Consider the following 10105-nt stretch of genomic DNA (forward strand, 5'->3'; position numbering starts at 1 on the left):
TACGTGAAGATGCAGCAGGACGCGCATGCCGACGCGGTCAAGCTATTCCAGGACTATGCGGCCGACGGCGACAACGCGGGACTGAAGGCATTTGCCCAGCAGACGCTGCCGACACTCAAGATGCACCAGGAGATGATCGAAAAGATCGCCTCAGGCAAAACCGACAGTACGGCAACGACCAGCACCGCACCTGCGGCGACAGACACAGACCAGAACGCATCCGCCCCGGTGCCTGGAGCAAACAGCTTTACCAAAGCGCAGGCGAAGTCGCGGATCCAGGACGCCGGCTTCTCGAAGGTCAGCGCCCTGACGAAGGATGACCAGGGCATCTGGCGCGGCACCGCCGAGAAAGACGGAAAGCAGGTTGCCGTCGCGCTCGATTTCAAAGGCAACGTTGTTGCCGGCGCTCAATAACCATTCAGAAATGGAGTGAAACATGACGACTGTCACCGGACTTTTCGATGACTATCAGGACGCCGCTGACGCCGTAAGCGAACTCGAAGCGATCGGCGTGCCGCGAGACGACATCAGCATTGTGGCCAACAATTCCGACAATCGGTATCGGCAGGACGAGACTTCAGACGCCGGTGAAGATGCCGCCGCCGGCGCCGGCCTTGGGGCGCTCGTCGGCGGCGCGGGCGGGCTCCTTACCGGGCTCGGGATCATGGCCATCCCGGGAGTGGGACCCGTCGTGGCGGCAGGTTGGCTCGCCGCTACGGCTGTAGGCGCGGTCGGCGGCGCTGTGGTGGGCGGAGCCGCCGGCGGCATCGTCGGGGCGCTCACGGAATCCGGTGTTTCGGAACGTGATGCACATGTCTATGCCGAGGGCGTGCGCCGCGGCGGCAGTCTGGTGACTGCCAGAGTGGATGATCGGCTAACCGGCGAAGCTGAACGGATCCTGCGTGGAGAGCGTGCCGTCAATCTTGACGAGCGGCGTAGCGCTTACGAGGCCGGGGGATGGACAGGATTTGATGCTGCCGCGGAGCCTTATGATGACATTGAGGCTGAACGAGATCGTGTTCGGCGAACCACACCGCTCTAAGAAATGCGGCCCCGTCGAACTCTCGGCGGGGCTTTTTCTTGCCGCGCGAGCGAGGCGTCCGGCATTTGGATTGCCCACGTCGGAGCCGAGGGGATGACCCGGATCGCGACCTTCAACGTCAATGGTGTGAACGGCCGACTCCCCGTGCTCCTGAAGTGGCTTGGCGAGACCGATTATGACGTTGTTTGCCTCCAGGAGCTGAAAACGTCCGACGAGAATTTTCCCATCGAGGCAATACGGGACGCCGGCTTCGACGCGATCTGGCACGGCCAGAAATCCTACAACGGGGTGGCGATATTGGTGCGCGGGAAGGATCCGGTCGAACGCCGCCGTGGCTTGCCTGGCGATCCCGATGACACGCACAGCCGCTATCTGGAGGCAGAGATCGACGGTCTCATCGTCGGCTGCATATATCTGCCCAATGGCAATCCCGCGCCAGGCCCCAAATTCGATTACAAGCTTCGCTGGTTCGACCGTCTCGTCGACTACAGCCGATCGCTGTTGGGCGAGCGCGCCGTGCTTTGTGGTGATTACAACGTCGTGCCCACTGAGATAGATGCTGCAGTACCCAGGCGTTGGCTGGGCGATGCTGTCTTCTTCCCCGAAAGCAGGAAAGCTTATGCGCACATGCTGAGCTTGGGCTGGGTGGATGCGATGCGCCATATCCATCCGGACAAGGGCATATACACCTATTGGAATTTTTCCTATCGCGGCGGCTACGACCGAAGCTCAGGCCTGCGGATGGACCATCTGCTCGTGAGCCCGTCACTTGCGGAAAGCCTTATGGCCGCAGGTGTCGATGTCGAGACTCGTGGGTGGGAAAAGCCAAGCGATCACGCCCCTGCCTGGGTCCACGTCGGTTAAAACCTTTTGCGCTATCGCAGTCGCAGAAAGCCTGCTTGGCAGCCGTCGCCCACGCTTCATGTCGAACCTCTGAAGGAGGCCTCAAGATGCCAAGGTTTGTTCCAGATATGACCGCACGCCTCAACCCGTCAGAGAATGCCGCTCACGAGCAGGACACGAAGTTGCGCTCCGAAGGCGACCTGATAGAGAGGGCGAGAACGCCGGTACAGCTGCGCAATCCGGATGCATCGGGAGTTGAAACTCGCGATGGTGCGTCATGTCATCAGATCTGCCGATCGCCGGATCGCGATCGAAGCTGCTGACCTCTCCGAAGCCATCGACAGAATCTCGCAGGGCCCCTGTGCTGTCGCGCACGGCGTCGTCGAGGAGGAAAAACGACCGCCGCCATGTCATCTTTTCTGCACGACTTGGGGTAGCGAACGCATAGGCGGACGGGAGGCATAGCGGTCATCCGCGGCTGTGTAACAAACTGGGTAACAAGCGATAAGAAAATGCCAATAGTTTCATCGCTTTAACTGATAGTTAGAAAGACGCTCTCTCAGCCAGAATTTTCCAAGTAAATCAATGATTTCAAATAGTCATCGAGGCGCTTCAAGGCCAAAGCGTCGTTGGTCTGTTTAAGGAACCCGCATAGTCCGCCATGACGTTGCTCAACACCGAGGGGGTCGGCGTCCTGTCCCACGCATGTTCGATTGCGGCACCTGTCCATTGCAACCGTCGCCGACGGCTTGGTAGGCATCAGTCGCCCGATACGGACAATCCCGCGAGAACCGGAGCGTAGGCGGCAAGCCTGCGGGATACGAATTCCGTGAAGAGCCGCACGCGCTTCGTCTTGCGTGCCTCTCCCTGTGTGAGAAGCCAGAGCGTTCCGTACATGTGCAGGTCGGTACCCGGCACCCTCGCCAGCAGGGGGTCGGCATCTCCCACGAAGCACGGCAGAGTCGTCATCCCGAGCCCCTGCCGCACCGCGACGATCTGCGCCTCGGCATCCGTGACCCTGAACGGAACCCCGGGCGATTGGACCGACGGTCGTCGCCAAGTCGCTGCGGGAAGCGCTCGAGGCCGACACCATCATCCTGGCGGTTCCGTTCGGGAATCATTGCGACGTTGCGAAGGCTCTGCCGAGCTGGGAAGGCAAGACAGTCATCGATGCCACGAACGCGTTTCCGGTCCCTGAAGAGCTGGACGGTCTCCCGTCCTCCGCTTTCGTCGCGAAGGCGTTCACCGGCGCCAAGCTCGCGAAAGGCTTCAATCACCTGGTTGCGGCCACCCTGGCTACCGATCCGGTCGTCGAGGGCGGCCACCGGGTCGTCTTTCTGTCGAGCGACGACGAGGACGCGGCCGCTCACGTCGCGGCCTTGGCCAGACAACTCGGGTTCGCGCCCGTCAAGCTGGGAAAGCTCAACGAGGGTGGCGCGCTGGTGCACGCGCGCGGCCGCACTTGGAGCCCGCTGATCTTCCAGGACCTGTTCAAGAAGGAGCAATAACGAATTTACTGTCCACTGTCAGAGGTGCAGCTTGCTCAGGCCGCCTCCATGAGAGATCCACGCGGGCTAAAGCATGTCTCCCGAAAGTGGGAACCGGTTTCGGGATAAAGACATGCGTAAAATCAAAAACCTAAAGCGCATGGAGCGAATCTGAAAGATCGCGACGCGCTTTAAATCAAATCCGAGGTCCGGCAGCGAAGACGGCTTACTGGTTCGTGGCGTTGCGATAGATATCGAGCACGCGCGTCACGCTGCCGAGCAGAAGCCCATGCGCGGTCGGTCTGATGCGGCCCGCGCCGACCTCGACATCGAGGTGGCCAATATATTGGCTGATCAGCGGGCGGGGAATCTCCCTGTCGCCAAGCGCGGCCAGCACCGCTGCGGTTGCGCGCTGCGCTTCCGGCGCCAGCCAGTAGTAACGGATGCGGTCGCTGAAGGAGAAATGCCGCCGCAGACGCTGCTCGTCGGGCGTGCCACAATAGTATTTCTGCCAGTTGCCGGGCGAGGCGAGCATCACGCGCTCCATGGCCGCCGGCAGGGTTTCACGCAACGGATCGGGCGCCAGTTCGTCGGCAATGTGGCTGAGGCCGTAGAGCGCCTCGCGCAGCGCGAATGTCAGCCATGGGCCGACTTTGAGGATGGCGAAACCGTCACGCACCAGCATGCCCAGCGCTTCCGCCGGCTGGTAGTCGGTCGAGTGCGCTTCGAAGACGAATTGCATGCGTTCCAGCACGGCGACCAGCTCGGTCGCTTTCTCCGTCGCATAGGTGACGATATCGGCGTTGCCGAATTCGACGCCGGGCTGGACGACGACGCCGACGACGCGGTCAAAGGCGCCATCGAGGCCGAGGCGAGAGAAAGCCTTGCGGTGGACCTCGACCGTGCGGAGCGCGTCGGTAGGCTCGGTCACATGCATGTGCTCGAGTGGTTCGAGCGCGCCGCCGGGCACCGGCACCTCGGTGCCGATGATGTAGACGGGTTTCTCACCGCCGGCGCGCGCGACCGCCGCCTCGGCGACCTTGGCAAGCTCAGCCGCGCGGGCGGCGATCGTCTCGTCGGGGAGCGGCACCGGATCGTCGGCGCAGGCCATGCTGGTGTCGAGATGCAGCTTGGTGAACCCGGCGGCCGCATAGGCGTCGATCATCGCGGCCGCTTTCCGCATCGCGCCGGCAGCGGAGTCGTGCTTCCAGGGATTGGGTCCAAGATGGTCGCCGCCGAGGATCAGACGATCGAGGGGAAGACCGGCCCTGCCGGCATACGTTTCGACGAGGCCGCGAAAGGCGGCCGGCGCCATGCCGGTGTAGCCGCCTTCGTGATTGACCTGGTTACAGGTCGCCTCGATGAGGACATCCGCGCCATGCAGCGCGCCGTGGCGGAGCGCCGCGTCGATCACCAGCGGATGCGCCGAGCAGATCGAGGTGATGCCTCCCTTGCCGCCCGCCGCCCGCCGCGCGCCGATGGCCGCGAATCTCTTGGTCGCGCAGCTCATGCGCGTGTACCGGCCCCGACTATGAAAGCCTCGACATCGGCGAGCCGGTGAATGCCTTCCATGGGTCCCTTCCGTGTTACGGCCAGCGCGCCGCAGGCATTGGCGATGCGCAGCGCCTCGGCAGGCGCGGCGCCGCGCAGCCAGAAGGATACGAAGGCGGCTCCGAAGCAGTCGCCGGCGCCAGTCGGGTCCACTTCCTCGACGGCGAATCCGGGCATTGCGACCGAGCGCTGGCGATCGTGATAGACGGCGCCGTCAGCGCCTCTCTTCAGCACGATGCAGGCTATGCCCCGACCAAGCAGCTCGGCGATCGCGCCCTGCTCGTCGCCCGCTGAAGAGAACAGGAGCAACTCGTTGCCGCTTGGCAGAAAGACGTCGGTCTGCGCCAACACGCTGTCGAGCGCCTCGCGCATGCCTGAGTCCTGCATGATCTCGCGCCGGACGTTGGGGTCGAAGGACACGGTGCCGCCCCTGGCCTTCACGGCCGCGGTCGCGGCGAGCACAACGTCGGTCGCCTTGTCCGAGAACAGCGACGAGCCCATGACATGAAAGTGGTCGGTATCGGCAAGCAAGTGTCTTGCGGCATCATCGATGTCCAACAGGCCCGCCGCGCTGTTGCGGATGTTGAAGACGAAATGCCTGGAAGCGTCGGCTCTATAGGTGACGAAGGCGGTGCCGGTGGCATAGCCCTTGTGGGACGTGATCGCCGATACGTCGGCGCCGAGCGCTCGCAGCCGGTCAATGTTCAACTGACCGAAATCGTCCTCGCCGACGGCCCCGATGAGTCCCGCTGGCTGGCCAAGCGCTGCCGCCTGGCCAATGAAGATCGCGGGCGCGCCGGACGGGAACGGCCCAACCAGTGGCCCGGGTTCGAGAAAGCTCTGGCCGATCCGATCCGCCATGATCTCGACGAGGATCTCGCCGGCGGAAACCAGCTTCTTCATCACGTCCTCCCGGCATGTGCCGCGTGTGGCGTAACCTTGAAGGCTGAATAGGGTCCGCTCTTCTTCACGTCAATTAATAAATTTACGCACGCAATAATTTCCATGAGCGAATTGAAAGTTGAGGCGCTTCCTGTAAAGTTTTGAACTTGCAGTCCGGGGTCGGCGCACCGTATGGAGGCGCCGGGACGGCGCATGGACCAAGCGGGAAATCCGTGGCGCGAGGGCTTTGAATGTCGATGACGCACAAGACCATGGAGGATTTCGCCCGCTCCTGCGGCGTCTCCAGACCGACACTGTCGAAATTCTTCGACGATCCGACCAGCGTCAAGCCGGCAACGCGTAAGCGTATCGAGGATGCGTTGCGCTCGTCCGACTACCAGCCGAACCTCTTCGCGCGCAATCTCAACCGCAAGCGCACGCGCAGCATCGGCATTGTCGTGCCGACGGTGACCGACCCGTTCTATTCAGAGATGGTCAGCCGCATCGAGCTCAGGCTGCGCGACGAAGGCTACTGGCCGGTCGTCATTTCCTCGCATGGCTCGACCGAACTCGAGATTGAAGCCACCCGAACCATCTTGTCGCTGAAGGTATCCGGCGCGCTGATCGCGCCGCTGGGCAAACGATCCGATCAGAGAACCCTGGAAAAGCTCACGCAGACCATTCCGATTGTCTATTTCGACACTTTCCTGGAAGGCGACACGCCATTTGTTGGCAATAACAACGCAAAAAGCGTCGCGACGATCGTGGATTACCTTTGCCGTTCCGGCGATGCCCCGGTCTATTTCGACATCCCGCACGTCAATCACAATTCGGCGGAACGATTGAGCAGCTATGTCGCCTCGATGCAGCGACTGGGATTCGAGCCGATCGTCTTCGGCGACACCGACGACTATACTTGGGAGTTCGAGCGCATCGGCTACGAGCAGACGGAGAAGCTGCTCGGCAATGGCGGCCTGCCGGGCAAGACCATCCTGTGCGCCAACGACCGCCTGGCCTTCGGCGTCATGGCGGCGGCCTTCTCGAAAGGGTTGAAGGTGGGCCGTAAGCCGGGTTGCGACCTGCGCATCGCAGCCCATGATGATCATCCACTCAGCCGCTACACCTGCCCAGCGCTCACCACCATGGCGCAGGATTTCGCCGCCATGGCCGGCCGCAGTGTCGAGACGCTGCTTGCGATGCTCGACGAGGATGCGGCCGCCGTGACGCCAAAGGTCAGCCTCGACGCAACGCTTGTAATGCGCCAATCGGCCTAGACCCCTTCAAACGCCGGATCGAAATTGCGCCAGGCCGCAACAGCAGCCTCGACCGCCTGACGCGACGCCGGACCATGGCGGCCCATTGAGACGAACCCATGGATCTGCCCTGGCCAGCGTTTGACCACGATCGGGACGCCGTCCATCTCGAGCCGCCTTGCATAGGCCTCGCCCTCGTCGGCGAGGATGTCATGGCCGGCAATGGCGATGAAGGCCGGCGCCGCGCCGGCAAGGCTGTTGGCCTTTAGCGGCGAGACGCGCCAGTCATTGATGTCGACCGCGTCACGGACATAGTGGTCGCGGAACCAGGCCATGGTCGCGGCCGTCAGGCCGAAACCTTCGGCGAAGCGGCGATAGCTGTCCGCCGTTTGGGCGGCATCGGTGTTGGGATAGAACAGGAGCTGCGCGGTCGGACGGCATTTGTCATCGCGGGCAAGCAGCGCCAGCACCGCGGCGAGGTTGCCGCCGGCGCTGTCGCCGGCGACGGCGATGCGGCTGGCGTCGATGCCAAGCCCGCCGGGCATATCCTGCATGAAGGAGAGAAGGCACGGCAATCCTCGACCGCAGCCGGAAACTTGTGCTCCGGCGCCAGCCGGTAGTCCGGCGAAACGACAACACAGGCGGCGATGTTGGCGTACCAGCGGCAGATCTCGTCATGCGAATCGAGATTGCCAATCACCCAGCCGCCACCGTGCAGATGAGCAGCGCCGGCGCGTCGGCCGCCGCAGCGCGCTGCCCGCGATAAACCCGAACGTTGAGAGGGCCACCGGGCCCGACGATGGTTTGTTCGCGCACCGAAGCGACCGGCTCGCGCTCGCCTTGCAGGCTCGGAAAGCCTTCCTCGTAGGCGCGTCGCGCCTGCTCGGGTGTGCCGGTCTCGAAGGGCGGCTCATGCGCCTGTAGGCCAAGGTCGAGGACCTTCCGGGCCTGCGGGTCGAGCGATACGGGCGATGTCGGCATGGGACCGCCTTAGGCCAGCAGGCTCGCCGCCTCGTCCTCGCCAAGCAGCGGCGGCTGGTCGACAGTGCCGGCGATGGCGACCGAGTTGCGGCTCTCGCCCGAGGCGAGGATGGCCTCCATGATCTCCAGCACATGCAGTGCCAGTTCGCCGGACGCACGCGGCTTTCTCTTCTTCGACAACGAACGCGCCAGGTCGGCGACACCGAGCATGCGGTAATTGGCGCGATCCGGCGCCGCATAAGGCCAGTTGCGCGCGCCGTAGAGCTCGCTTTCGCCGGCGAAATCCGTCCACTCGGCACCACGCGCGGAAAGCGAGACCGTGCCGCCGAAGGTGTCGGGGTCTGGCAGCCTGAGCGACCCTTCGGTGCCGTGCAGCTCGATGGGGTGGTTGGAGTGCTTGAAGACATCCCAGGAGGCACCGAAAGTGAAGGTGGCGCCGGAGCGGAACTCGAGCAGCGACAGGATGTTGGTCGGCGTGCCGACCCTGAAGCTGGTGTTCTTGTAAGGGCCGTCGGCGGTGATCAGCCGCTCCTCCTGGCCGCGCGTGGCCATCGCCATGACACGCGTCACGGGGCCGAGCAGGTTGACGAGCATCGTCAGATAGTACGGCCCCATGTCGAAGACCGGGCCGCCGCCTGGCTGGTAGTAGAATTGCGGGTTGGGATGCCAGTGCTCCATGCCGCGCCCCATCATGAAGGCGGTGCCGGTCACGGCGCGGCCGATCGCGCCCTCGTCCATCAGGCGGCGCGCGCGGCGTCCGGCGGCGCCGAGGAACGTGTCGGGAGCCGAGCCCAGCAGCAATCCCCGTTTCGCCGCCTCCGCCACCAACTTGCGGCCGTCGCTGGCCGAGGTGGCGAGCGGCTTTTCGGTGAAGACATGCTTTCCCGCCGAGAGCGCCGAAAACGAGATGTCGAAATGCGCCGCGGGAATGGTGAGGTTGAGGACGAGATCGACCTCCGGGTCGGCGAGCAACGCATCGACGCCGAGCGCGCGGATGCCATATTCCTTCCCGCGCAAGACAGCCATCTCGGCGGAGATATCGGCGCAAGCGCGCAGTTCCACGCCGGCGAAAAGTGCCGCGTTGCGCAGATAGGTCATCGAGATGTTACCGCATCCGATGACGCCGATGCCGAGCTTCGCTCCTGAATTTGCTTGCATTTCCCTTTCGACCTCCCAATCGGCGACACCCGAGACAAGCCATCACGACGGCGACGGACAATTTTCGTGACTCGCTATAGCGCATTTTAAATCTTGACGCGCGTAAAATTTTTATACAGCATGTGAAAACGATGGCCAGTATCACAGGCCGCCGGCCTTGCAAATCAAGAGATTAGGGAATTATGAGCCTAGGGACCAAAGTGCGCCTCGCGCGCCTCTTTTCGCATCCATCGGGGAATCTATTTGGCGGCGCGGTCGACCACTTCGTCGGCTATGGCGACGTGCGCAAAGGCGGCCTTGCCGATCTGCCCGGCGCGCTGGCCCGCGTCATGGCGGGCAAGCCCGATTACGTCAGCATCCAGCCCGGCACCGCGCGCCATCTGTGGCCGCAATATGCGGGCAAGGCTGCCCTGGTGATCCAGGCCGGCTGCTTCACGCCGGACGACCGCATCAGCGAATTGATCGCGACGCCCGAAGATGCGGTGCGCGCTGGCGCCGATGCGTTGGCCGTGGCCATTCCGGTGCGAGGCGCGACCGAGGGCAAATACATACGCTGGCTGACCGATTCGGTGAATGCGGCGGCCCGCTACGGCATGCCGGTGGTGGCGCATATCTATCCGCGCGATTTCACCGACGGGGCAAAGATCATCTTCACCCCCGACGAGATCGCCTATGCGGCGCGCATCGGCTACGAGTCCGGCGTCGACGTCATCAAGATCGGCTACACGGGCGATTTCGAGTCGTTCCGGGAGACCGTCCGGACCTGCCCGGTGCCGGTCGTGATCGCCGGTGGCCCGAAGACCGACACGCTGCTCGGCGCGCTTCGGCAGACGGCGGACGCCATCCGCGCCGGCGCGCGCGGCGCCGTGGTGGGCCGCAATCTCTGGGGGCACGGCGATCCTCAGAAG

8 protein-coding genes and 3 pseudogenes are annotated in these 10105 nt (G+C 63.6%); 6 read left to right on the forward strand and 5 right to left on the reverse strand.

Annotated elements, in window-relative coordinates; translation table 11 throughout:
- The 3 genes from EOA28_RS12835 to xth form a co-directional block, all read left to right on the forward strand.
- Positions 1-414, forward strand: a 414-nt coding sequence (locus EOA28_RS12835; RefSeq protein ID WP_128314933.1) for a DUF4142 domain-containing protein, incomplete at its 5' end; no start/stop codon positions are given.
- Positions 415-436: 22 nt separating this feature from the next.
- Positions 437-1042 carry a general stress protein gene (locus EOA28_RS12840; RefSeq protein WP_127249189.1) on the forward strand — a complete coding sequence of 202 codons (606 nt, stop codon included), beginning with the start codon at positions 437-439 and terminating at the stop codon, positions 1040-1042.
- Positions 1043-1135: 93 nt separating this feature from the next.
- The gene (gene xth, locus EOA28_RS12845; protein WP_127249188.1) at positions 1136-1906 is read left to right on the forward strand and encodes an exodeoxyribonuclease III; all 771 of its coding nucleotides are present in this window, start codon (positions 1136-1138) and stop codon (positions 1904-1906) included.
- A 738-nt stretch (positions 1907-2644) separates the two neighbouring features.
- On the opposite strand, the pseudogene EOA28_RS12855 reads toward xth, so the two are convergent.
- A pseudogene (locus EOA28_RS12855) lies at positions 2645-2929 on the reverse strand (LysR substrate-binding domain-containing protein); the annotation flags it as partial.
- Here EOA28_RS12855 and EOA28_RS12860 point away from each other — a divergent pair.
- Positions 2917-3393, forward strand: a pseudogene (locus EOA28_RS12860) (NAD(P)-binding domain-containing protein); the annotation flags it as partial. The pseudogenes EOA28_RS12855 and EOA28_RS12860 overlap by 13 nt on opposite strands.
- A gap of 205 nt (positions 3394-3598) precedes the next feature.
- Here EOA28_RS12860 and EOA28_RS12865 read toward each other — a convergent pair.
- Together EOA28_RS12865 and EOA28_RS12870 are read right to left on the reverse strand one after the other, a co-directional pair.
- Positions 3599-4882, reverse strand: coding sequence for a D-tagatose-bisphosphate aldolase, class II, non-catalytic subunit (locus EOA28_RS12865; protein WP_127249187.1), 1284 nt, complete (start codon positions 4880-4882; stop codon positions 3599-3601).
- Positions 4879-5826 carry a sugar kinase gene (locus EOA28_RS12870; RefSeq protein ID WP_127249186.1) on the reverse strand — a complete coding sequence of 316 codons (948 nt, stop codon included), beginning with the start codon at positions 5824-5826 and terminating at the stop codon, positions 4879-4881. The genes EOA28_RS12865 and EOA28_RS12870 overlap by 4 nt, the downstream gene beginning before the upstream one ends.
- Positions 5827-6056: 230 nt before the next feature.
- Between EOA28_RS12870 and EOA28_RS12875 the strand changes: the two genes are divergently transcribed.
- Entirely contained in the window at positions 6057-7079 is a 1023-nt protein-coding gene (locus EOA28_RS12875) for a LacI family DNA-binding transcriptional regulator (RefSeq protein ID WP_126081282.1), read from the forward strand.
- On the opposite strand, the pseudogene EOA28_RS12880 reads toward EOA28_RS12875, so the two are convergent.
- Together EOA28_RS12880 and EOA28_RS12885 are read right to left on the reverse strand one after the other, a co-directional pair.
- A pseudogene (locus EOA28_RS12880) lies at positions 7076-8039 on the reverse strand (alpha/beta hydrolase). The gene EOA28_RS12875 and the pseudogene EOA28_RS12880 sit on opposite strands and share 4 nt — an antisense overlap.
- Positions 8040-8048: 9 nt before the next feature.
- On the reverse strand, positions 8049-9197 hold the full coding sequence (locus tag EOA28_RS12885) for a Gfo/Idh/MocA family oxidoreductase (RefSeq protein ID WP_127249185.1): 1149 nt from the start codon (positions 9195-9197) through the stop codon (positions 8049-8051).
- A 182-nt stretch (positions 9198-9379) separates the two neighbouring features.
- Here EOA28_RS12885 and EOA28_RS12890 point away from each other — a divergent pair.
- Positions 9380-10105 (forward strand): class I fructose-bisphosphate aldolase (locus EOA28_RS12890; RefSeq protein ID WP_128314934.1); only part of this gene is annotated, 726 nt, incomplete at its 3' end.

Source organism: Mesorhizobium sp. M2A.F.Ca.ET.067.02.1.1 (assembly GCF_004023285.1).
Classification (GTDB): domain Bacteria; phylum Pseudomonadota; class Alphaproteobacteria; order Rhizobiales; family Rhizobiaceae; genus Mesorhizobium.